The 21543-nt window shown below is 68.5% G+C and carries 24 protein-coding genes, 1 tRNA gene and 1 pseudogene; 7 read left to right on the plus strand and 19 right to left on the minus strand.

Features of this window, described 5'->3' with window-relative positions; translation table 11 throughout:
- Positions 1–650 precede the first annotated feature (650 nt).
- Positions 651–998, plus strand: coding sequence for a hypothetical protein (locus tag CACI_RS44925; protein ID WP_049871439.1), 348 nt, complete (start codon positions 651–653; stop codon positions 996–998).
- On the opposite strand, the gene CACI_RS02560 is transcribed toward CACI_RS44925, so the two are convergent.
- Positions 985–2028: an integrase core domain-containing protein gene (locus CACI_RS02560; RefSeq protein ID WP_012784759.1), complete on the minus strand. Its 1044-nt coding sequence runs from the start codon at positions 2026–2028 to the stop codon at positions 985–987. The two genes, CACI_RS44925 and CACI_RS02560, sit on opposite strands and share 14 nt — an antisense overlap.
- Before the next feature lie 276 nt (positions 2029–2304).
- On the opposite strand from CACI_RS02560, the pseudogene CACI_RS54030 reads away from it, so the two are divergent.
- Positions 2305–3394 (plus strand): annotated as a pseudogene (locus CACI_RS54030) (integrase core domain-containing protein).
- 114 nt (positions 3395–3508) lie between these two features.
- On the opposite strand, the gene CACI_RS50880 reads toward CACI_RS54030, so the two are convergent.
- The 3 genes from CACI_RS50880 to CACI_RS02575 all read right to left on the minus strand — a co-directional run bounded on the left by CACI_RS50880 (position 3509) and on the right by CACI_RS02575 (position 4425).
- Positions 3509–3580 (minus strand) — tRNA-Arg (locus CACI_RS50880).
- Positions 3581–3795: 215 nt separating this feature from the next.
- Complete coding sequence (locus tag CACI_RS02570) at positions 3796–4089, minus strand: PIN domain-containing protein (protein ID WP_049871440.1); 294 nt, start codon at positions 4087–4089, stop codon at positions 3796–3798.
- Between the two features lie 99 nt (positions 4090–4188).
- Positions 4189–4425 carry a hypothetical protein gene (locus CACI_RS02575; protein ID WP_012784761.1) on the minus strand — a complete coding sequence of 79 codons (237 nt, stop codon included), beginning with the start codon at positions 4423–4425 and terminating at the stop codon, positions 4189–4191.
- A 289-nt stretch (positions 4426–4714) separates the two neighbouring features.
- Between CACI_RS02575 and CACI_RS44930 the strand changes: the two genes are divergently transcribed.
- From CACI_RS44930 to CACI_RS02585, 4 genes are all read left to right on the plus strand, one after another.
- A complete protein-coding gene (locus tag CACI_RS44930) occupies positions 4715–4942 on the plus strand; it encodes a hypothetical protein (RefSeq protein ID WP_049871441.1) in 228 nt (75 codons plus the stop codon).
- Complete coding sequence (locus tag CACI_RS44935) at positions 4939–5205, plus strand: hypothetical protein (protein WP_049871442.1); 267 nt, start codon at positions 4939–4941, stop codon at positions 5203–5205. The genes CACI_RS44930 and CACI_RS44935 overlap by 4 nt, the downstream gene beginning before the upstream one ends.
- A 258-nt stretch (positions 5206–5463) precedes the next feature.
- Positions 5464–5730, plus strand: coding sequence for a hypothetical protein (locus CACI_RS44940; RefSeq protein ID WP_049871443.1), 267 nt, complete (start codon positions 5464–5466; stop codon positions 5728–5730).
- Between the two features lie 475 nt (positions 5731–6205).
- Positions 6206–6805 carry a hypothetical protein gene (locus CACI_RS02585; protein WP_143765126.1) on the plus strand — a complete coding sequence of 200 codons (600 nt, stop codon included), beginning with the start codon at positions 6206–6208 and terminating at the stop codon, positions 6803–6805.
- Positions 6806–7062: 257 nt separating this feature from the next.
- Here CACI_RS02585 and CACI_RS50930 read toward each other — a convergent pair whose 3' ends face one another.
- The 15 genes from CACI_RS50930 to CACI_RS02655 form a co-directional block, all read right to left on the minus strand.
- On the minus strand, positions 7063–7236 hold the full coding sequence (locus CACI_RS50930; protein ID WP_012784763.1) for a hypothetical protein: 174 nt from the start codon (positions 7234–7236) through the stop codon (positions 7063–7065).
- A 177-nt stretch (positions 7237–7413) separates the two neighbouring features.
- On the minus strand, positions 7414–8256 hold the full coding sequence (locus CACI_RS44945; RefSeq protein ID WP_012784764.1) for an alpha/beta fold hydrolase: 843 nt from the start codon (positions 8254–8256) through the stop codon (positions 7414–7416).
- A gap of 4 nt (positions 8257–8260) precedes the next feature.
- A complete protein-coding gene (locus CACI_RS02595) occupies positions 8261–9067 on the minus strand; it encodes a thioesterase II family protein (protein ID WP_012784765.1) in 807 nt (268 codons plus the stop codon).
- 6 nt (positions 9068–9073) lie between these two features.
- Positions 9074–9874, minus strand: a complete 801-nt coding sequence (locus CACI_RS02600) for an SAM-dependent methyltransferase (protein WP_012784766.1) — start codon at positions 9872–9874, stop codon at positions 9074–9076.
- On the minus strand, positions 9871–10503 hold the full coding sequence (locus tag CACI_RS02605) for a pyridoxamine 5'-phosphate oxidase family protein (RefSeq protein WP_012784767.1): 633 nt from the start codon (positions 10501–10503) through the stop codon (positions 9871–9873). Before CACI_RS02605 ends, CACI_RS02600 begins: the two co-directional genes overlap by 4 nt.
- On the minus strand, positions 10500–11975 hold the full coding sequence (locus CACI_RS02610; protein ID WP_012784768.1) for an NAD(P)/FAD-dependent oxidoreductase: 1476 nt from the start codon (positions 11973–11975) through the stop codon (positions 10500–10502). Before CACI_RS02610 ends, CACI_RS02605 begins: the two co-directional genes overlap by 4 nt.
- On the minus strand, positions 11975–12709 hold the full coding sequence (locus CACI_RS44950) for a 4'-phosphopantetheinyl transferase family protein (protein WP_049871445.1): 735 nt from the start codon (positions 12707–12709) through the stop codon (positions 11975–11977). The genes CACI_RS02610 and CACI_RS44950 overlap by 1 nt, the downstream gene beginning before the upstream one ends.
- A 65-nt stretch (positions 12710–12774) precedes the next feature.
- Positions 12775–13623, minus strand: coding sequence for an aminoacyl--tRNA ligase-related protein (locus tag CACI_RS02620; protein WP_012784770.1), 849 nt, complete (start codon positions 13621–13623; stop codon positions 12775–12777).
- Positions 13613–13897 carry an acyl carrier protein gene (locus CACI_RS02625; RefSeq protein WP_012784771.1) on the minus strand — a complete coding sequence of 95 codons (285 nt, stop codon included), beginning with the start codon at positions 13895–13897 and terminating at the stop codon, positions 13613–13615. The genes CACI_RS02620 and CACI_RS02625 overlap by 11 nt, the downstream gene beginning before the upstream one ends.
- Positions 13894–14835 carry a diiron oxygenase gene (locus CACI_RS02630; protein ID WP_012784772.1) on the minus strand — a complete coding sequence of 314 codons (942 nt, stop codon included), beginning with the start codon at positions 14833–14835 and terminating at the stop codon, positions 13894–13896. Before CACI_RS02630 ends, CACI_RS02625 begins: the two co-directional genes overlap by 4 nt.
- Positions 14832–15914 carry a hypothetical protein gene (locus CACI_RS02635; protein ID WP_012784773.1) on the minus strand — a complete coding sequence of 361 codons (1083 nt, stop codon included), beginning with the start codon at positions 15912–15914 and terminating at the stop codon, positions 14832–14834. Before CACI_RS02635 ends, CACI_RS02630 begins: the two co-directional genes overlap by 4 nt.
- A complete protein-coding gene (locus CACI_RS02640) occupies positions 15911–16177 on the minus strand; it encodes a phosphopantetheine-binding protein (protein WP_012784774.1) in 267 nt (88 codons plus the stop codon). The genes CACI_RS02635 and CACI_RS02640 overlap by 4 nt, the downstream gene beginning before the upstream one ends.
- 166 nt (positions 16178–16343) lie before the next feature.
- Positions 16344–17405, minus strand: a complete 1062-nt coding sequence (locus CACI_RS02645) for a ferritin family protein (RefSeq protein WP_012784775.1) — start codon at positions 17403–17405, stop codon at positions 16344–16346.
- Positions 17405–19135 (minus strand): AMP-binding protein, encoded by a 1731-nt coding sequence (locus CACI_RS02650; RefSeq protein WP_223297437.1) that lies wholly within the window; start codon positions 19133–19135, stop codon positions 17405–17407. The genes CACI_RS02645 and CACI_RS02650 overlap by 1 nt, the downstream gene beginning before the upstream one ends.
- A gap of 170 nt (positions 19136–19305) precedes the next feature.
- Positions 19306–20520 carry an MFS transporter gene (locus tag CACI_RS02655; protein ID WP_190276717.1) on the minus strand — a complete coding sequence of 405 codons (1215 nt, stop codon included), beginning with the start codon at positions 20518–20520 and terminating at the stop codon, positions 19306–19308.
- A 136-nt stretch (positions 20521–20656) separates the two neighbouring features.
- Here CACI_RS02655 and CACI_RS02660 point away from each other — a divergent pair, with 136 nt between their 5' ends.
- Positions 20657–21532: a LysR family transcriptional regulator gene (locus tag CACI_RS02660; protein WP_012784778.1), complete on the plus strand. Its 876-nt coding sequence runs from the start codon at positions 20657–20659 to the stop codon at positions 21530–21532.
- Positions 21533–21543 lie beyond the last annotated feature (11 nt).

The following is a 21543-nucleotide window of genomic DNA, read 5'->3' on the forward strand; positions in this document are numbered from 1 at the left end:
ACCACGATGCCGTCCGCGGGCAGGGAGGCGCTGCGCCTGCCGGAAGCCTCGTCCGCGCAGGTCATCAGCGTACGGTGTGGGGGCTCGGAGGTAGGAATGAGCTTGTGAACTGGACCCATGAAGCCTCTGGCCGTCTTGCTGAGATGCCGGCTCGATGTTCTTGTCTCTCGCGTACCGTGTAGCGCGCCGTGTGCTGAGTTCTGTCGCGGTGCTGCTCCATCGTGAGGTGTCCAAGGATACTGAGCTGCTGGTGCTGTGACATGAGAGTGCGGTCGTGCGCCGTCGGATCGTCAGGGTTCGTTACGAGCCGGCCGATGGGTTCTGGTTCGCAGCACTCTCGTCGTTGATCCCGCGCCGACGCTGGGCTGCGGTGTTCCCGGTGAGTCCGGCGACGCTGCTGGCCTGGCACCGTCGGCTGGTTGCCCGCAAATGGGACTACAACGACCAGTGGAAGCCACGTAGGCCGCCGACCGCTGCGGCGGTGAAGAAGCTCGTACTCGCGATGGCGAAGGACAATCCGACGTGGGGCCATCGCCGAATCCTCCGGCGAACTGGTCAAGCTCGGCCACGAGATTGCCGCCTCGACGGTGTGGGAGATTCTGCACGCGGCCGGGATCGACCTTGCGCCGCGCCGTTCGGGACCGCCATGGATGCAGTTCCTCACCTCCCAAGCCCACGGCATCCTCGCGGTTGATTTCGTGCATGTTGACACGATCGGACTGAAACGGCTCTATGCCCTGATCATTATCGAGCACGGTTTCCGCCGGGCACACCTGGCCGGGGTGACCACCAACCCGACCGGGGAGTGGACAACCCAGGCTGCCCGCAATGTCCTGATAGATCGCGCGGAGTGTGGAAGGAGGTTCAAGTTCCTGAACCGGGACCGCGATACCAAGTTCACCGAAGGATCCGACGCGATGTTCACAGACGAGGGAGTTAGGGTGTCCTTGTCGAAGAGTTCGTCCGTGCAGGTCAGGCGGCTGTTCAATACTCGTTGATGACGCCGCCCGCGCGGCGGGTTCGTCGGACTCGCAAGGCGTCGAGGTCGGTGATGTTCGGCGGCAGCGGCTTGAGTGGTGCGGCTGCGGACAGGCTCATGTGCGGCCGGTGAGTGTTGTGGCGCAGTTCGTAGTGATGCAGGATCTGGCGCAGATGCTCGTGGTTCCAGATCAGGGTGCGGCTCAGGAGTCCGCGGCGGACCGAGCCAACCCAACTTTCCATGATCGCGTTCATGCGTGGGGTCTGCACGTTGCACAGCACGGTGCGGATGCCTGCATCGGCCAGGACGGTGTCGAAGGCTTCGGTGAAGTTGGTGCCGCGGTCGCGGATCAGGAACTTTACTGTGGCAGCGGCGTCGTCGAGGTCCATGACCAGATTGCGTGCCATCTGCGCGGTCCACTGGCCGGTCGGATGAAGCGTGCTGCCGAGGACACGGATCCGGCGGGAGGCGTGCTCGATGATGGTCAGAACGTAGACTTTCGTGCCGTCCAGGAGGTCGGCGGTAAAGAAGTCAGCAGCGATGATCCCTTCGGCCTGGGACCGCAGGAAACTCGCCCAAGTCACCGAGCCGCGTCGCGGAGCCGGATCGACGCCGGCGTCCTTGAGGATCTCCCAGACGGTGGAGGCGGCTATGGCGATGCCGAGTCCGGCCAACTCGCCATGGATTCGACGGTATCCCCAGGCCGGGTTCTGTCGGGCCAGGCGTGGAATCAGGGTCTTGATGTTCTGGTGGGTGGCCCGACGGTCGTTCTTCGGGCGGGACTTCTTCGCCCAGCGGCGGCGCAGCAGGTCGCGGTGCCAGCGCAGGATCGTATCCGGGGTGACGAACAGACACGGTCCAGCCCGCCGCGCCTTCGGCACCAGACCAAGCAGCAGCGCGATAATCGCGCGATCGGCCCAGTCAGGTCGCAGACGTCTTCCTGCCGCGGCAAGTCGGCGCTGCAAGATGGTGAGTTGGTGGCGGAGCAGCAGGATCTCGATGGTCTTGTGATCGTCGCGGCACCGCCATAATCGAAGGGCGGCGACCACGCGGGGGTGCCGAGAATGTCATCCATGCAGGTGGAGAGGGTTTTGGTTCGTCACCTCGCAGCTAGTGTCGTGGGGCGGTTTCCGGCGTATCGTCGGCGTAGTTCGGCGATGATGGTTGGTGTGCTGTTCCGGTTCGCGTATCTGGCGGTGTCGAATACGTTCGCTGTGTTGCGTCTGCTTCCGAACCCTGTCGGTGCCGAGAACTACTGCGACGATCTGCGGTTTCGAGTTGCCGGGCCTTGTGAAGGCTGGTCTCGATCGACCAGGGTCTCAACTGTGGCCTTGAAGCTGATCTATCTCGTCGTCGTCCGCGCCGTGGGCTTGCTGCGCTTGTCGCAACGGGACTCGTCATGGAAGGACATGGAGATACTCATCCTGCGCCATCAGCTGGCGGTCGCGATGCGGAAGGACCCGAGGATTCACCGGAAGCTGACGTGGGCCGATCGGGCGCTGCTTGGGGTGTTGGTCCGTCGTCTGCCCGGCGAACGGCTGGCCGGCCTGCGGCTGATCGTGACACCGGGAATGCTGCTGCGCTGGCACCGTGACATCTTGCGCCGCCGGTGGGCGGCCAAGTCGCGGCGAAAGCGTCCGGGACGTCCGCGGACCCGCAGGAACGTCCGGGCCTTGGTCCTGCGCCTGGCCCGCGAGAACGAGGCGTGGGGCTACAGGCGGATCCACGGCGAGCTTGCGGCTCTCGGCATCGCCGTGGCGCCGTCAACGGTGTGGGAAATCCTCAAGAAGGCGGGCATGGAACCGGGCCCCGCGCCGGACCGGTCCTACCTGGGCCCAATTCCTGCGCTCCCAAGGCCAGGCCATCCTCGCCCTTGACTTCTTTACCGCCGACCTGCTGGACGGCACAAAGGTGTACGTGCTGGCCGCCATCGAACACGCCACCCGCCGGATCCGGATTCTCGGCGCTATCGAACATCCCGTCGAGCGCTGGACCCTGCAACAGGCCAGAAACCTCCTGATGGATCTGGAAGACGCTGGCACCAGGATGAAGTTCGTCCTGCACGACCGGGACGCGAGCTACAGCTGCACCTTCGATGCAGTCTTCGAAGCCGCCGGCGTCCGCGTCATCCGCAGCGCCGTCAGGGCACCCCGCATGAACTCGATCATGGAGCGGTGGATCGGCAGTTGCCGCCGGGAACTGCTGGACCGGACCCTGGTCTGGAACACCCGCCACCTGATGACCGTCCTACGCGAGTACGAGATCCACTACAACAACCATCGCCCGCACCGCGCGCTTGGCCAGGCCGCACCGCTACGGCCGCTCCCGCCGAACGTCATCGATCTCGACCAGTTCCGGGTTCGACGACTCGACCGGCTCGGCGGCGTCCTCGATGAGTACGAGCAGGTCGCATAGGTTTTCGGCACCTACACCGTTTCCGACGACTCTAAGCCTCGTCTCGAGTCGAGTCCTCAAGCTCGGGAAACACAAAACCCCAGGTCATTGACCTGGGGTTGGTGTTCTAGCGAGTGCGCACGAAGGGATTCGAACCCCTAACTTTCTGATCCGTAGTCAGGATATTTAGAAGCACTTTGATATCGCTTATGGACATCTGAGCACGTCCAGCACTGTTTCGTCCGAGCCGACTCGACTCGTAGCTGTCGCCGTGTATCGCGTGATGTCTGTGGTGAACGCGACGTGCGTTATCACGCCGTTATCACATCAGGGGCCGAGGAGGAACCTTCGCCTGACACTTCGGGGTAATGCGATCTAGTCGCCCGTCACAGAACCCTGACGGATGCCGTGGCAGTAGCCGTCTATTCCAGCTGCTGGACCTGGATGTCCGGCCGGACTTTGGCGATCGCCGCGAAATCGTTGTCCAGGTGTAGCACAGTCAGGCGGTGCTGCACGGCGGTGAGGGCGACCAGGATATCGATAGCGCCTGGACCGCGATCGTGTCCGATCTTGATGAGATCGTGCTGGATCCCGATGACCTGCTGCCACGGGTCGTCCGGGCAGGGCACCCAGCCGAACAGGCTGTTCAGCAGCGTGGAGACCCGCATCCCGTCGGCGGTGGACTGCACTGCCTGGAGCATCTCGGATTCGACCACCGGGCAGATGGCGATCAGTCCCGCTCAGGGTCGCGCGCCACTGCGGGGCCTCCTGCCCGCGCAGCAGGCGCCACACCGCCGAGGTGTCCGCCAGATAGGTCACGCGGCGGCTGGCGGCTGTGGGAACGTGAGCTTCTTCGGATCGACAGCCGACAGGTCGAACAGTTCATTAAAGTGCTCGCGCAGGTAGTCCAACGCTGCGTCCCGCTCTTTGGCTTTCAGGCCGGCCACGGTGGCCAGCGCGAGGTTGACCGTGTCCTTGCCGGTGGCCGTCCCCAGTTGCCGCTGCGCTTCGGCCAGTATCGCCTCGTCCGCGTCGAACAGCTTCTTCGTCATGACTGCCTCCGGGGTATATACGCTTCTTGATCAGTACATCCGACATCGGCGTGCGGGGCACGTGAGCGCCGGCCCTGCTGGCCGTGCCCTCCGTCGCGCGGGCCGGCCGGCCGCTTCCGGCCGACCAGGTCACGGCGGTCACGGTCATCCCGACCATCGAGCCGACGCCGGCGGCGGCCACCGACGGCCGGATCCACCTGGTCTACGAGCGTGGTGATGGTCAACTACGCGCCCGACCCGGCGACCGTGGCGTCGGTCCAGGCGCTGGACGCCAGACCACCCCTCGCGGGTGCTCCAGTCGCTCGGCGGGCCGACGGTTGCCTCGCACTTCAAGATCTCCCAGCTCGCCACCCCGATCACCGGCCCGGCCGTCATCGTCGCCGGCGAGCAGGCCATCGTCTGGATGGACGCCTCGGTCCCGGTGGGCAGCCCGGTCCCGGAGAAGATCATCCACCGTGTCCGGATCACCTTCGCCCAGCCCCAGGCCGAGGACTCATCCCGGACAAAGTCACGGTGAAGGTCGGCCGGACCTCGGTCTCCGACCTCCCCACGCCGGTCATCGAGTCCCAGCTGGCCGGCCCGCGCTGGTTCGACGCGAACGGCTGCTGCTCGGAGGTCACAGCCCACCGCGGCGCCGTGAACCCCCTGGAGGGCACCACGAACTTCCCCGAACGCACCGCGATCGACTGGCTGAGGCTGGACGGAAACGGCCGGCTCTTCGAGGGCCCCCTACATCCCTGTCCAGCTACGCCTACTACGGCACCCCGATCCACGCTGTAGCCGACGGCGAGATCGTCGCCGTGGTGGACGGACTCCCCAACCAGGTCCCGACCGAGGAACCCCCGCTGGGCTGGCTGCCGCTGAAGGACTTCGCCGGCAACCACATCATCGAGAAGTTCTACCAGCACCACACGTTCTACGCCGGCTACGCGCACATGAAGCCCGGGCAGCCCGAGCTCCTTCGTCCACGTCGGCCGGCAGATCGGCGACCTCGGCAACTCGGGCAACTCCGGCGCCCCCCACCTGCACTTCCAGGTGATGGACCGTCCCTCGTTCCGGAGCGCCCAGGGCCGACCCTACGAGTTCGAGCAGTTCAAGCTTGCCGCCCGCGGCAAGGGCGACAGCTCGGTCGAGGCGGCACTCGACGGAGACGTCGTGCCGCTCCAGAACGGATTCCGGCCGCAACGGCTGCACGGCCCACTGCCGCTGTACACGGATCTGATGGACTTTCCCCCGGCGCATGAACGGGGACATCAGCGCCGCGCTCCGGTGCACGTGCAGCCGCATGGGGTGAACGGAAAGTAGAGCCGAGCTATTACAGGCTTGCGTCGGGTTGATGACAAAACCTGCGCGGGCCTCTTTCGCGCCGAGATGAATCCTGTCCTGTTCAGAAATCTCAGCCAAGAGGCCTGACCTCGGGTGATCCCGTGTCATCATCGGGTCTGTGGTCGTCGGTCTGCCTCGTGAATCTCCAATCCTGGCCGGCGCTGCCGGCCCGTTCGCACGCGAGTTCGGGCGCACGCCTGGGCAGGTGCGGGGCTCGGCGTCGGTGACCGCCGGGAGCTCGGTGCCGTGACCGCTCATGGGTTGGTCGGCCTGGCGACCCTCTGACTCGTGCCCTGACACGGTGAACCGCCGTCCAACGTCGGCACAGGCCAGAAGTCGACGCCGCCAATCGAGTGACTTCTCCGTGCGCGACCGCGACACGCTGGGACGGATGTTTCTACCAGAGTTCCGATATGCCCACTATGTCTCGAAAGACGTCGAGAACGGAGAGGCAATGAAGCTCAGGAGAAGTGTCGCGGTCCTGGTCGCCGCGTGTGGATTCTCGCTGGCAAGCATCGCGGGGGCCGCAGCTCAGGTCGCCACGCCGTCGACCACGCCCGTCGCCCTCAGCCACGTCCTGCGGGGCGAGGAGCAGTTGTCGTTGCAGCAGCTGCTCGACATCGCCTCCCACAAGGTCCGGGGCACGTACCCGAACGCGACGCTCATGCTGGCCGACGGCGCCTCGCCGACCGGCAGCACGCGGAATATGGACGAGGTCACCGACTGGCGGCTCATCTACAACACCAACGACGCCGGTTCCCCGGTCAAGTCCCTCGAGCTGTACGCGACGCTCGAGGGCGAGATCAGCCACCCGGTGCTGCGCGACCAGCCGTGGGGCGGCACCGTGAGCATCCCGAACCAGGTCGGCATCTCCCCGGACTTGGCGTACAGCATCCTGATGGACGCCGGCCACAACGACCCGTACCAGTACGTCTCGCTGGTCAAGCCGCTCATCGCCAACCCGCACCTGCAGTACCACTTCTCCAACATCCGGGGTGGCTGCGACGGGTACGCGGTCAACGTCGACGACTACGCCGTGAACCCTATCTGTTGAGCCGGTTCCACGGCCTGAGGGCGCGGGTCGGGAAGCCTCCCGACCCGCGCCCCTTCTCTCTTCCGGCCCGGTGGCGCATTGGTCATACTGCGGTAGTGAGCGCTGCCTGCCTTTCGGAGTCCGCCGGTCGGGTGATGGCGCATGTGGCGTGTTGAGCTCCCATCCCGACCAGGGGCCGGTGCCCCGGCGGTGCTGCCGTCGCCCAACTCGGCGACCATGTTCTTGGGCGCTAAGCAGCGGCCGTACATCGGTCGGTATCAGTGCCGGCCTACCGCCGCCGGCACGACCGTCGGGCCGAGCGGTATCCCGAGCGAGATCTCGCCGATGACCGCCGGCTGACCGAACCTGCGGGCCAGGCCGCCCAGCGCGTGCGCCGGCGCGAGGATCACGGCGATGTCGAACAGCAGGGCGTAAGTTTGCTGGCTGGTCACTGGCTCACCTCTGGAGCTCCCCGGCCGCCGTTACGGATTCGGGCGCGAAAAAAGGAACACTCATGCCGTTTTGCCTCTGATGAGAGGATGCACATGTTGACGGTGATGCGGTGGCCCACCGGTGGCCCGCGGAACGGTGACGGACCGCGAGCCGTCCGGTGGGAAAGCCACTGCACGTCACGACAGCTGCGATGCCCTCAGCTTTTCGTGCAGGGTGACGTTGTCCTGGATCAGGCGGTGGAACGCCGCGGGTTCGTAGACCGGGGCGAGATGCCCGCCCGCGACCTCGACCGCGGGGACTCCCACGCGCGCGGCGAGTTCCAGGACGACCCGGCCGTGCCAGCGCTCGCGGCTGTCCGCGCCGAGCACCGGGACGAACGCGTCCCGGTCCAGGGCCACCTGCTCCAGGTCTGGTTCGTAGGAGACGATCTCGGTCAGCTCGCGTTGGAAGTAGAGGCTCCACTCCGGCAGCTGCGAGCTGGGGATCGCCACCGGGGCCTGCTCGCCGCGGCCGTTCGACGCGAGGTGGGCGAAGAAGTAGTCGAAGGCATGGCGGGTCCCGACCTCCCGGTCGATCGCCACGAGGTCGTCGTACCAGGTGCGCCAGCGCGGGCCGTCGTCGATGAGCGGGAGCAGCGAGGGTTCGTGCGCTATCAGGGAGCGCACCCGGTCCGGGTAGCGGGCCAGCAGGTCCAGGCCGATGACCGCACCCGCGCTGCTGCCGACGGCGTGCACGGGCCCCTCGCCCAGGGCGTCGATGAGGACCGCGGCGTCCATCGCGTGCTGCTCGATGGACAGCGGTGCGGTGCTCGGTTCCTTCTCCTTGCTGCGGCCGTGACCGCGCCGGTCGTAGACCGCGACGGTGTGGTCCGCGGACAGCAGCTTTATCAGTACCGCATATCCCGTCTGCAGACCGGTCGCGCCGGGGAGCAGCAGGACGAGCGGGCCGTTTCCACGCAGAGTCACGGGGATGTCGACGCCGTCCGCGTCGACGACCACATGCCTGATTCCCGATGCCATCGGGTCACCTCGTTTTCGCCGGGGATGTCCATGGGGTCGCACACACGCGCCGCGAACCGGAGATGTCGGCGACGATCCACCGTATGATCAGGTCCGCTTGGCGCTGGAGATAGAAGTGGCCGCCGCGGAACAGACGGCTGGCCACGTAGTGCTCGGTGAAGGGCTGCCAGCCGATCAGCTTCTCGTGCGCGAGAACGCGATCGTCCTGGGCGCCGAAGACGGAAAGCGCGCCGCGCAGCGGCACGGCGTCGACGGTGGGCTGCCAGGAGTCGACCACCCGCAGATCCGCGCGCAGCAGGGGCTCGAGCATCTTCCAGATCAGCGGGTGGTGCAGCACCAGCTGATCCGTCCCGCCCGCCGCGGCCAGCCAGGCGCGCAGGTCCTCGTTCGACAGGCCGTGCTGTCCGCGGGCCGCGGGCTGGCCAGGCGCGCGGCACGCGGACAAACCCACCCAGTTCGGCTGCGGACCGCCCTCGGCCTGTAGGCGGCGGGCGAGTTCGTACGCGACCATCGCGCCCATGCTGTGGCCGAAGAACGAGAAGGGCCGGTCGAAGGACAGAGAAAGGTGATCGCGGAAGTAGCCGGCGAGTTCCTCGACGGTCGTGCACGGTTTCGCCGACCGGGCGGCGCCCCGGCCGGGTGCGTCCAAAGCCCGGACGTCCCACCCGGCCGGAAAGCGGCTTTCCCAGCCCTCGAACACCGAGCTGGAGCCGCCGGCGTGATGGAAGAGGAACAGCCGCAGCTCCGGCTCGGCGGGCCGCGGCCCGCCGACTGTGCCGCCACCGACCTTATCGCTGTGGGCGCCGGTCACCGTCTTTCACCGCTTCCTGGCGACGCCGACCAACGAGCTGTACCGCTCCGGGTTCACCACCGTCCGGCCCGGGTCCTCGGGCCGCCACTCCGGCGGATAGACCACTCCGGGCTCGAGCAGCTCGAAGTCGCCGAACAGCGCCTCGATCTGCTCGCGGGACCGCAGGGTGAACCCCTCGTACTCCTGCCGGTAGAGCTCGTCGATCGCCTCGGCGCCGGTGGTGCCGTCCATGGCCACCGACAGGCCGAGCATGCTTCCCGACACCAGGCGGTGCCGGTACGTCTCCAGCACGGGAAGCACCTTGGAGTCCGGGAAGAAATGGATCACATTGAGGATCAGCAGCACGACCGGGCGGTCCAGGTCGATCAGGGCGCGCACCTCCGGGTTCTCCAGGATGGCCGCGGGCTCGAAGACGTCTCCCAGCACGCTGACACCCTCCGGGTCGCCGGCGAGGATCGCCTTGCCCTCCGACACGGCCACCGGGTCGATATCGACGTAGGCCACCCGGGCCCGCGAGCCGGCCTTGCGCGCGGTCTCGTGGATGCTGCCGCGGGCCGGGATGCCCGAGCCGATGTCGAGGAACTGGTCGATCCCGGCGTCCAGGGCGCACTTGACCGCCCGCCGCAGGAACTTGCGGTTCTCCCGCATCAGCAGGATGAGGCCGGGCGCCGCGCGGATGGCCTTGCGGCCGAGCTCGCGGTCGACCTCGAGGTGGTGCGTCCCGCCGAGGAGGTAGTCGTAGAAGCGCGCGATGCTGGGGCGTTCGGTGTCCGCGTCGGCGGTGATCCAGTCCGGGGCCCCGTTCATTCGTTGCTCCCGGAAGCCGATACGACCAGGTATTCCGACTCGGGCTCGGGTGCGAGCCCGGGTTCGGGTTCGGGCTCGGACCGCAGCGCCGGCAACCCGTCGATGCTGTCGGCGTTCGTGGTCTGCCAGTACTTCTCGAAGTAGGCGTCGTCGCGGCGCTCGTTGTGCAGGTCGAGCACCGCCCGGTCTTCCCGGTAGTCCATCAGCGGCACCGACCATCCGCAGGAGTCGGTGATCCGGTCGATGTCGACGATGATGATCGAGCGCTGGCCCGCCGTCGTCGTCTTCTCGAACAGCTCCCGCAGCTTGTCGAACTCCGGCTCGCCCGGCACCGTGTAGCGGCCGCGGCCGTAGAGCCTGACGATCTTCGGACGGCCCTCGAACGCGCAGAACATCACCGTGATCCGGCCGTTCTCCCGCAGGTGCGCGATGGTCTCCGCGCCGGTGCCGGTGTAGTCGAGGTAGGCGATGCTGTGCGGGTCGAGCACGACGAGCGTGCCCATGAGGCCCTTGGGCGAGACGTTGACGCGGCCGGAGGCCGCCAGCGGGGCCGAGGCGACGAAGAAGATCGGCTGGCGGTGGATCCAGCCCGCCATCTGATGGTTGATCTTCTCGTAGACCTTGCTCACAACCCGGCCCTCGCTTCCCGCACCGGCTCCGGGCCGGCGGGCGCCTCGGATGTGCGGCGGATGCGTAGCCGGGGCTCCAGTTCCAGGTACAACCCGCCGACGGCCTGCCGCGGCGAGTCCGGCAGCGAGTTCATCGCCTCGTTGTGCCCGGCGTCGATCTTCTTCTGGGTCGCGATCTGCTGCGCGACCTCCTCCAGCGCCTCGCCGCCATCGATCGAGTCGTCCAGGTCCTCGATGCCGGTGACGATGTGCAGGAAAGACTCGTAGAGGTTCAGCATGTGCCTCTCGCGCCGGGTCAGCTTGTCGGCCTCGAAGAACTGGGTCTGCCGGTTGTAGCTGTTGTAGAAGAAGGAGACGACCACCAGCAGCCGCTCGTAGGCCTGGTGGTAGGCCCGCTCGTAGAAGTCCACCGCCTCCTGCTCGGCCAGCTCGCCGTCCAGCACCGCGGAGACCGAGGCGGCCGCGAGCAGCGCGCTGAACGTCGACAGGTGCACCCCGGTGGACAGCAGCGGGTCCAGGAAGGCGGCCGCGTCGCCGACCAGGACGTAGCCGGGGCCGGACTTGCGCTCGGAGACGTAGGAGTAGTCCTGCTCGACCTTGTAACCCTCGATCTTGTTCGCGCCCTGGGTCATCTCCAGGATCCGCGGGGCCTGGGTCATCGCGTCGGCGTAGACCGCCTCGATGCTGCCGAGCCGCTCGCGCTCGTCGGAGAATGTGGTGCGCTTGGCCACCAGGCCGATCGAGGTCGTGCCGTCGTGCAGCGGAATGGCCCAGAACCAGCCGTAGGGCACCGAGCAGACCGCGATGGCGCCCTTCGGCCCGACCTCCAGCGGCTTGACGTCGCGCCAGTAGGACCAGACCGCGACGTTCTTGAAGGCCTCGTGGTATCGGCGGTTCTTCAGGTACTTGGTCGCCATCACCCCGGCCCGGCCCGAGGCGTCGACCAGGAAGTCGAACGCGATGGTGCCGGCGGCCCCGGAGTTGTCCGAGGCTGACCAGCGGGCCGCGACGGGGCGGTCGCCGTGGAACAGGATCTCCGTGACCTTGACGCCCTCGCGCACGTCAACGCCCTTGGCCTGGGCGTTCTTCAGCAGCATGTGGTCGAACTCGGACCGGATCACCTGGTAGCTGTGCCGGCTGGCGCCGGACAGGTGGTCGAAGTTCAGGTCCCAGTTCTCCGGGCCCCACTCGAAATAGGCGCCGTCCTTGCGCACGAAGCCGTGGTTGTCGACCTCCTCGCGGACTCCGAGCAGGTCCAGCACCGGCAGTACGGAAGGCAGGATCGACTCGCCGATGTGGTAGCGGGGGAAGATGGCGCTCTCCAGCAGCGTCACCTCGATGCCCTGCCGGGCCAGCAGGGTGGCGGCGGTCGAGCCGCCGGGGCCGCCGCCGATGACCAGCACGCGGGTCTTCTCGGCGTTGTCCGGGTTGTCTACGTCGTTCGCAGTTTTCACTGTGTTCTGCTCAGTCATCAGTCATCACTCCCAAGCAAGCGGTGCGGGACGGACAGATACGACGGGTGCAGCGCCACGACGCTGCCGGCGAAGCCCGGCGCGACGGGTATCGGATACCGGCGCCATCGGGTTCCGTGGCCGTCGAGGGGGTCGGTCATACCGCGCACGCCGGCCCCGCGGGCCTTGGCGTGCGCCTCCTTCGTGGTCCAGATGCGGTACCAGCACTCGGCGTACGCGTCGGCGCCGGCGTAGGTGTTCAGCAGGGCATGCTCATCGGCCGTGTAGTAACGACGGGCAAGGGCTTCGAGCGGGCGGGTCCGGTCGACCCGTTCGATGTCCACTCCGACCCTCAGGTTCCGGGAGACGGACAACGCCAGGCGGCCGCCGGAGTGGGAGAGGTTGAAATCGTCGGCGGGACTGCCGCCCGGACCGGGTTCCAGGCGCGGACGTCCGCCGGGCTCCTCGCCGATCCGGAGCCGGGTCGGCGGGGTGCGCAGGCGCTCGGCCAGCACGGAGCGTACAAGCAGCCGCCCGGCCGCGTACTCCACGCGCGCGGCGTCGTGGCGGATCGCGGACAGCCGCCGCAGCTCGCCCTCCGGCAGGAAGGCACGCAGGACCGGCATGTCAGGGTCCGGATCCACATCGGGCCGGATGGCCGCGACCCAGACGTCGATCCGCCGACCGAACGATGTGATGCGCGGCCGCCTGACGGACCGCAGCAGCGCGTCGGCCGGGTGCGGCCTCCTTGCCACCGCACGATCGCCGTGCCGATGCTCCCGATCCGCCCGATCCACCCCGAGCGGGTCGCGAGCTGCCGTCATGTCCACCGAGCGGCCTCGGCGATGCGCTCGGGCAGCGCGGGGTCGTCCCGGCCGAAGCGCTCGGTGAGCGCCGCCAGCCAGCGCTCGAGGCCGAACGCCACGCACGAGGTGAACGCCGGACTGCCGTCGGCCAGCCTGATGTCGCAGCGCTCGCCGAAGAAGTTCCGGTGGAAGTTCACCGACGCGATGGCCAAGCCCCCGCCGAAGACGAACTCCTCCTTGACCGGGAAGAGCTGCTGCATCAGCGTTCGAGCGGCGTCCTTCTCGAAGAACGGGTCGGTCGCCGCCTGCACCTCCAGGGGCAGCCCGAGGCGCCGAGCGAACTCGCCGACGCGCTTCTTGAACGACGACGCGTGTTCGAGCACGGCTTCCCGGTTGCCGACGCAGACCACCTCGCGCATGGTGAAGCTCAGCAGCCTGCGCAGCCCCTCGAAGTGGTTCTCCCGCCGGAAGCAGGTGGCGACCGTGGTGATCTTGTGCGCACCGTCCAGGCGGGTGCCGGACAGGTCCAGGTAGGCCGAATAGCAGGCCGCGGACGGCAGCGCGTACTCGGCCGGAGCGAGCAACTCGGGGGCGATGACGGAGTGGTCCGCCGCGGCCAACTCCTTCTCCCGGCCGGCATCAGCTCCCACGGCCAGCAGAGCCAGGTGCGGGAAGTTCACCCAGTAGTCGAGTGCGGCCAGGTCAGAGGTCCGCAGCAGCGGCGGGTACGCTGTTCGCGCGGCCCCGGCTTCGGCGGCCCAGGACAGGACGACCGCGTCGATCGCGTCGCGCAGCTCCAGGTCCCGGGCCCGCAGCACGGCCAGCCCGCGGTCGGTCCCGGCCGACTCGGTCTTATTCGCCATCGAAGAACCTCGCCCGGATCCGGCGCAGCGTGCGGAAGTCCTCCGGCGAGACCTCTTCCAGGGCGATCTCCCGTCCGGTCTGCTCCTCCAACACGTACAGGAAGTTGACGAAGCCGAGGGAGTCCAGCACCCGGTTGTCGATCAGGTCGTAGTCCGGGTCGATCGTGCCGAGTTCCGGGCGCTTGGCCAGCAAGTACTCGACGACCAGGTCCTTGGCCGGCTCCTGGGGCACGCTCGGCACCGGGGAAGCGGTTGTGTCGGTCAACTCGCTCATGCCGCGACCGTCCTTTCATCGGTGAAGATTCCTTCGCTGACCATGTGCGAAGTGGAGCGTTTCAGGATGCGGGCCGCGTGCTCCTGGAAGGCCGGGTCCTCGATCACCGCGCGGCGCACGGCGAACGGCTCCGGTATGCCGGCATCACGGAAGGCGGCCGGGTTGCACAGCGACTCCACCGAGGCACGCATATAAGCCTTCAGATATCTTTCGAGCTCAGCGAGCTGCGCCGTGTCCAGCCGGGTGCGCAGGTCCCGGTGCAGAAGCGCGACGATCTGCCGGCCGAAGGCGATGTGCCGGGATTCGTCCTGGTGGTGCACCGAGTTGATCTTCCGGATCGTCGGTGCCAGCCGCTGGTCCTCGCCCATCCGCTGGTTGAACACGTCGACCAGCTCCTCGAAGATCAGCAGCCGGGCGAACAGCAGGAAGGTGTCGGCCTCGGGGATGCCGGGACCGGCGAAGGACAGCGACCGGTCCGGGTAGACCTTGCCCGCGTAGAGAAGGCAGAACTTGGCGAAGAACCACATGTGGTCGTTCTCTTCGCCGATGATGTGGTGGAAGTACTCCGAGGCCACCTCGAAGCCGGGCATGTGAATCCGGGCCACGATCGAGGTCAGCAGCTCCCTGATCCCGTGCACGTTGAGGCTGTAGAACGTGACGCTCTCCCATTTGCTCAGGGCGCGCAGTTGGGCCTGTTCGAGCGACGCGCCGGCCTCGGTGCCATGCACGCTCATCAGTTCAGGGGTCATCCAGTAGCCGTCTTCGGGGATCGATTCGGGCCAGACGAAGAGCTTGTAGGGGTCGTAGTAGTCGCGCTCGGACATCACGGTCAAGCGGTCCAGCACGGTCTTGAAACGCTCGTCGCCGCCGAGGATGTCCGGCAGCGCGGCAAGGTAGGCGTGGGCGTTCGAGGTGGTCGTGGTCAGTGAGTCGGTCACAGGGATACTCCGGCCGTTGAAGCGGTTCCGGCGGCGCCGGCCGAACCGGCGGGTCCGTCGGTGGACAGCCTTCTGCGGATCATGGTCTTGCGACGCGGGGTCACATCGCGGCCGCCGCAGCGGTGCGTTGCCATCAGGCCGTCGGCGGCCATGGCGGCGGGCAGCAGCCGGTTCATGCGCGAGCCGATCGAGGCGGCGGCGAGGTCAGGATGCGGTTTGTCGGCATACTCGGTGAGCCAGGTGAAGATCGGGTCGATCGGCTTGACCACGCCGTCGTCGTCGGTGACCTCGACCCAGGAGTGGGACAGGTCGAGCATGCCCAGCAGCCAGCCGCGCCGGGTGATCGCCGGATAACCGGCGGCCTCGAACTCGCGCGCCAGGAACAAACTCGCCGAGATGCACGGGGAGACCCCGGCGTCCAGCAACCGCTGGTACTCCCACTGCAGCGGTTCGGGCAACCGCACCCAGCGGTAGCCGACCGCGAAGAAGTCCTCGATGATCTTGCGCAGCACCGGCGAGCGCAGCTCCATCAGCTCGCCGCTGGTGGACACGTTTCCGGAGAAACGCAGCGGTCCGGGGCCGCTGTAGCGCAGCTGGTCGCCAACCATCCGCGCGCCCTCGGGCTCCACCTTCCAGTCGTAGAGCTCGCCACCGACGGCTTCGGGCAGCATCTGCGCGTGGCTCCATTCGGGATCCGCGCCGCAGGTGTCCAGCGGGCAGGACAGGTCGACCACGAAGGTCCAGTCCAGCCGCTCGGTCCAGGTCCGCGGGCCGCGGTGCATCCAGCGCAGCGCGTACTTGATCGCCTTCTCCGGGACCGAGATCTGCGAACCGGAGGCCAGCGCGAGGTTGAACAGGTCGAAGCGGTCGAACCACTCGGCGCCGGACTCGCCCAACGTCGGCAGCCCGGCCTTGACCAGCTCCTCCAGGACCTCCTCGCCGCAGCGCAGCATGTCCAGCGCCGCGACCCGGTCGAAGTAGCCGACGCGGTGGTCCTCGGGGACCAGGTAGGTGCGCTCCAGCGCATCGAGCCAGCGGTCGGCCTCCCGGACCCCGGCTTCCGGGGCCGCGGCCGTCACGTCGGGTCCTCGGCCGCGACGACGATCTTGGCGATCAGGTGCGCCACGTCGCCGACGGTGATCATCCCGACGGCCTGCTCCTCGTCGAACTCGAACAGATTGAACTCCGCCTCCAGGGCCAAGGCGAGCTCGAGGAAGTGGATCGAGTCGTAGCCGAGATCGTCGATGAGGATGAGTTCGGGTCCGGCGGTCTCCGGCTTGGCCGGCGACATGTCACCGATGATCTCCTGCACGCGTACCACAGTCTGCTCATACAACTGCATGGGTCTCTCCAAAGGCGTACGGCGGTTCAGTCGGATTGAAGTGATGGACACACCAGACGGGTGGAATCGACGGATGGGCGATGAAAGCAGGTTGATAACCGCCTGACGTCGCTGTCAGAGCGGATGTGACTGAGCGGATTCGACGGAACAATGCCTGACGTCGCTGTCAGACCAGACCCAGCTGGCGGGCCCGTGCCACCGGATGGTGGGCACCCCAACGCTCCCGGTACTCAGCGAACGCGGCGTCGAGCCCGCTGCTCCAACACAGGTTGGCCGATGTGTCCAGGGCCGCGAGCCCGACCACCTCGACATGCCGGCACATTCGCGCGTTCGCCGCGGACCACTCCGCGGCCAGGTTCCCGGCATACGCGCGCAGCGCCGTCGGCAGCACCGGACTGGCCGCGCGCCGGGCCGGGTTCACCAGCACCCTGGTCGCCGCGCCGAGGCCGTCCAGATACGCCTCGCCGATCGCATCGGCGTATCCCGACTGTGCCCCGCGCCGGGTCGCGGCCAGGCCGAACGTCACATGCCGTGCCTCGTCACGCACGACGTTCGCGAGCCCCTCGGACAGCGCGGTCAGCTCGCAGCTCTTGGCCAGGGCCCGCAGCGCGCGCAGCCCTGCGACAGCGAGCAGCCCCTCGGCGAGCAGGTGGTAGGAGACCACCGCGACATGCCAGACCCGCCGGTCGTCGGGCCGGGTCCGCACGGCTGCGGTGTGCCGGGTCAGCAACGGGTCGTACACCACGCCGAACCCGGACTCGCCGCCCATCGCGCCGTGCGGTTCCAGCTGCTCGGCGGCTATGCCCGCGACGTCGGACAGGTAGCTTTGGAAGAACCGTACGTGCCGGGCCTCGTCGGCCATCTGTGTACACAGATAGAGGCGGTCGGCCTCATCCGGCGCGTGGTCCGCGAGGGCGCTGAGCGTCCGGGTGACGCAGGACTCTCCGATCTCGAGTTCGGCGAGCGCGCTCAGGATCTCGCGCCGGGCGAACGGCCTGAGCTCAGCGAAGCGTCGGCGGTCCCGCGCGAGGTCGAGCCCCGCGACGCTCCACTGCCGGGACTCCCACCGGTTGTAGAGATCCGCGGAACCGGGCAGGCTGCGCAGGCCGTCACGGCCCGGTGGCCCAACCTCGTCGTGCGCGTCGTGCGCGTGCCCCTCGGTATCGGAGCCGGCCGTGCCTTCCTGCGCGCTCCCGCCGTCCGTCCCCGTGCTCGCCCCGCCGCTCATCAGCTCTGCTCCCCCGCCGGCCAGGGCCATTCGCCGTGCACCAGACGCCAACCGTCGGGTACGCCTCCGTCGAGCAGTCTCAGCCACAGGTGGCGCCGGCGGGGCTTGCCGCTCGACGTCCGGGCGATGGAGCCCTTCGAGCCTTGGAAGATCAGGACCGGGAGGTCGGTCGAGGCCGCGGTGCGGATCCGCTGCTCGGCTTTGGCCGACCAGGTCCGGGGCGGATCGCCCTCGACGAACACCGCCGCGAGGTCACGGGTCCCGATCGTGCCGAAGACCGCCGCGTACGCGGCGGGCCCCTGCTCACCGCCGAGCCGGGAAAGCTCCGCCTCCACGTCCTCGGCGTAGACGCCGTGCCCGTGCACCCGCAGCGCGTCGCCGATGCGCCCGACGACGTAAAGCTCCCCGTCGAGCAGAAATCCGGCGTCCCCGGTGTCCAGGACAGGGTCCGCACCCGGCGCGTCCGCCGCTGAGCCCCGCGCCGAGAAGGGAACTGAACCGTCCCGCGTCAGGTACCCGGCCGCCAGCGAATCGCCCGACAGGCGTATTTCACCGAAGGTCCCGTCGGGCACCTCGTCCCCGGCGTCGTCGACGACCGTCACGGCGACGCCGTCGGCCGCGCGGCCGCAGCTCGCGAGCCACCCGGCGCCCTGGACCGCGTCCCGTCCGAGTCTGCCCTCCTGGCTGATCGCGACCGGGGAGCCGGCCGTCAGCGCCCAGTCCACGACCTTCACCAGCCGCGAACCAGCCCGGGCGGGCACACCGGTGGCCAGGAGCGTGCCCTCGGCCAGGCCGTACGCCCCCATCAGCGACGAGGTGTCGAATCCGCGCCGACCCACCAACGCCTGGAAGTCCGCCACCGCCGCCGGGTCGATCCGCTCGGCGCCGAGGATCGCGACTCGCCACCGCGAGAAGTCCATGCCGTCCAGCTCGCCGGCTCGGACCCGGGCCGCCACGTGGGCGTAGCCGAAGCTCGGCGACGTGGTGATGGTGGCGCCGTGGACGCCGAAGCACTCCAGCCAGCGCGCGGGCGTGCGGACGAACTGACGCGGCGTCATCAGCCACAGATCCGTCCCGGCGGCGAAGGAGGTGATCAGCGCGCCGACCAGGCCCATGTCGTGATGTAGCGGCAGCCAGCTGGCGAAGACGTCGTCGTCCTCCCAGCGCATCCAGGAGCGGATCGCCGCGATGTTCGCCGTCAGGTTCGCCCAGGAGACCCGCACGCCCTTTGGGGTGCCGGAGGAGCCGGAGGTGAACTGGAGCAGCGCCGAGTCCGAGGGCTTGCGCCGGTAGGGATCCCCGGAGTCGGCGGGCACGTGCGCGGCGTCGGCGATGTCGACCACGCCCGCCGGACAACCCGCGGCGGCCAGCGCGGCCAGGACCTCGGCCCGGTGCCCGGCGCCGGTGCACACCAGGTCGGGCCGGGCCACCCGCAGTGTTTCGGCCACGTGCGCCACGTAGCGGTCGGCTTCGCGCAGCGCGGTCGGCGGTGCGAGCGGCACCGGCACCGCGCCGACCGCGAGCGCCGCCATGAAGGCGGTGACGAAATGCAGGGGATCGGCCAGCACGATCGCGACGCGGTCCTCGGCGCACACGTCCCGGTCGCGCAGGAGCCATATGGCCCGGCGAACAGCGGCAGCTATATCAGCATACGAATGCCGGCGCCAGTCCCCGTCACGGCCCAGTATGCACAGCCCGGTCTCGGTATTCGGCATCAACAGCCAGTTCAACAGCATATCCACAACCCCGTGGCCGTTTTGATCAGCTCTCTGATACCAGCATGACATGGAATAGCGCGAATGTGAAGTTTTTTCATTAAATAACGGCCTACCTGCGCATATTCCCGTTCGATCTTGATAGTACGGAAACCGACCTTTTTTGACGATTCGCGGTGCCTCGGTCAGGCGCGCGGGCGCACCTGCGCGCCAGCCGGGACCGACCGCGGCACCGACGTGGGCGCCTCCGCCGGGGAGTCCGTATGCAGCCCCAGCACCGTGAGCACCAGCGCCGCGACGGTCACCGCCGCCGCGACCCCGAAGCCCTCCCGGTACCCCAGGTGCGCCGCGACCGCGCCGCTGATCGGCCCGGCCGCCATGATCCCCAGGTCCCAGAACGAGGTCATCGTGCCCATCGACACGCCGGCCTGCAGCGGACCGGTGCGGCCGAGTGTGATCTTGCTGGTGGACGGATAGATGACGCCGAGCCCGATGCCGGTGACGACACAGCCGGCCAGCGCACCGCCCTGGGAGGAGGAGGCGGCCAGAACGCAGAGCCCGGCGATCTCGACGACCAGCGTGACCCGGGCGACCCGGATGCCGCCGTACTGGTCGGTCAGGGGGCTGCCGGCGGCGCGTGTGGCCAGGAACGCCACGGCGAACACGGTCAGGCCGATGCCCTGGCCGCCGATGTGGTCGTGCGTCAAATAAAGGACGAGCAGTGCGTTCAGGGTGCCGTAGCCGTAGGCGGCGAGCCCGAGCACGATGCCCGGCACGCTGACGCCGATCGGCACGATGTCCCGCCAGCCCTGCGGCCGGATCTCGCGTCGGGGCGAGACCGCGGGCTGCGGCCTGGTGGAGGCGATCAGCACGCTGGAAACCAGCGGCAGGCCGAAGATCGTCCACCACGTCGCGGTCGACCCGCCGAGGTGGTTCACCCCGACCGCGGCCAGCGGCCCGAGCGCCAGGCCGCCCCACATCGACAGTCCGAACCAGCCCGCGATCCGGCCGCGCCGGTCGGCCGCGATCCCCGTGAGCACCCAGGGCAGGCAGCCGGAGAACAGCGCCCCCTCGCCGATGCCCATCAGCAGCCGGAAAATGATCAGCACGAGCGCGGACGGGGCGGTCAGCTGGCCGAGGGCGGCCAGCGTGGTGATCGCGCCGCCGGCTACGGAGACGTTCCTGGCCAGCCCCGCGTCCCCGGCCCGGCCGGCGAACGGTCGGGTCACGGCGGTGCCCAGGTAGGCGATGCCCACCGCGACGCCGATGATCGTGGGGCCGTCGCCGAACTTCGACGTCATGTAGCCGGGCAGTTCCTGGAGCGTCGCCCCCAGCGCGAGGTACCCGAAGAAGACGGCGGACCACAGCCGCCGCACTGGTGGAGGCTGCACCTGCGTCACATGTTTCCCCTGCTCGCTCGACGCCATCGGGGGTCTGATGGCGGGGGAACGGCGCGCAGTTCCCTGCTTCGAGCATGACGGCGGGTTAAAGACCAGGTCCAGTTAGGCTTCCCGATGATGGCTGTAAGCTGAGCTGATGCTCGATGTGAATCGCCTGCGTCTGCTCCGCGAACTGTCCCATCGTGGCACGATCGCCGCCGTCGCCGAGGCCCTGTCTTTCACCCCTTCGGCCGTGTCCCAGCAACTTTCCACGCTCGAGCGGGAGGCCGGGGTCGCGCTGCTGGCCCGGACCGGCCGCCGCGTCACCCTCACCCCCGCCGGGCAGAACCTGGTCGAGCACACCGAATCGGTCCTGGAGCACCTGGCCCGCGCCGAGGCCGAACTCGCCCGGGTTCGCGCAGGGCTCGCCGGTCCCGTACGCATCGGTAGCTACCCGTCCGCGGCCCGCACCTTGTTCCCGGCCGTCCTGACCCTACTGGCCCGCTCCCACCCGATGCTCGAGCCGCAGATCACCGAGCTCGACCCGGCCGAGGTCCCCTCCGCGCTGCGCGCCGGGGACGTCGACATGGCCCTGGTCCACGAGTACGACTTCGTCCCGGCCACGTCCGATCCAGGCCTGAACAGCGAGGCGCTGTTCACCGAGCCGCTCTACCTGGCCGCGCCGGAGCAAGGCACGATCGCCGACCACCGGGACAGCTCTTGGATCGTCTCCCCGGCCGGCACGATGTGCCGCAGCAGCACCGAACGAGCCTGCCAGGCCGCCGGCTTCAGCCCGCGCGTGCGCCACGAGATCGACGACTTCGCCACCGCCATGGTGCTCGCCGCCCTGGGCCAGGGCGTGACGCTGGTCCCGCACCTCGCCGCGCTGGCCCCGCCCGAAGGCCTGACCCTCACCCGGCAGTCCATGAGTCGGCGCACCCGCATCGCCTACCGCGCCGGCACCGCCGGTCACCCCGCGGTCGCCGCCGTCACCTCCGCCCTGCGCGAAGCCGTCCCCACCGACCTGAGCTGAGGGCTGCTCCG

It is taken from the genome of Catenulispora acidiphila DSM 44928, from assembly GCF_000024025.1.
Lineage (GTDB): Bacteria > Actinomycetota > Actinomycetes > Streptomycetales > Catenulisporaceae > Catenulispora > Catenulispora acidiphila.